The organism is Geomonas ferrireducens (genome assembly GCF_004917065.1).
GTDB classification, from domain to species: Bacteria; Desulfobacterota; Desulfuromonadia; order Geobacterales; family Geobacteraceae; genus Geomonas; species Geomonas ferrireducens.
Genome location: NZ_SSYA01000014.1, coordinates 1 through 249, shown reverse-complemented (window position 1 = coordinate 249; position 249 = coordinate 1). Strand labels below are relative to the sequence as shown.

The following is a 249-nucleotide window of genomic DNA, read 5'->3' as shown; positions in this document are numbered from 1 at the left end:
CGGTACGGTCACCTGCTGTCTGAAGCTTAGAGGCTTTTCTTGGAAGCATGGGATCAACGACTTTACGGGGATACCCCCTCGTCATCAGTTCTCAGCGTTGAATGGAAGAAGGGATTTGCCTCCTCTTCCCGCCTACAACCTTAAACCAGGACAACCAGCGCCTGGATCGCCTACCCTACTCCGTCCCCCCATCGCAACAACAGGTGGTACGGGAATATTAACCCGTTTCCCATCAACTACGCCTTTCGG

At 53.8% G+C, this 249-nt stretch carries 1 rRNA gene; it reads right to left on the bottom strand.

Annotation, left to right across the window (positions count from 1 at the left end):
• Positions 1–249: ribosomal RNA gene (locus E8L22_RS21335) — 23S ribosomal RNA — on the bottom strand; the annotation flags it as partial.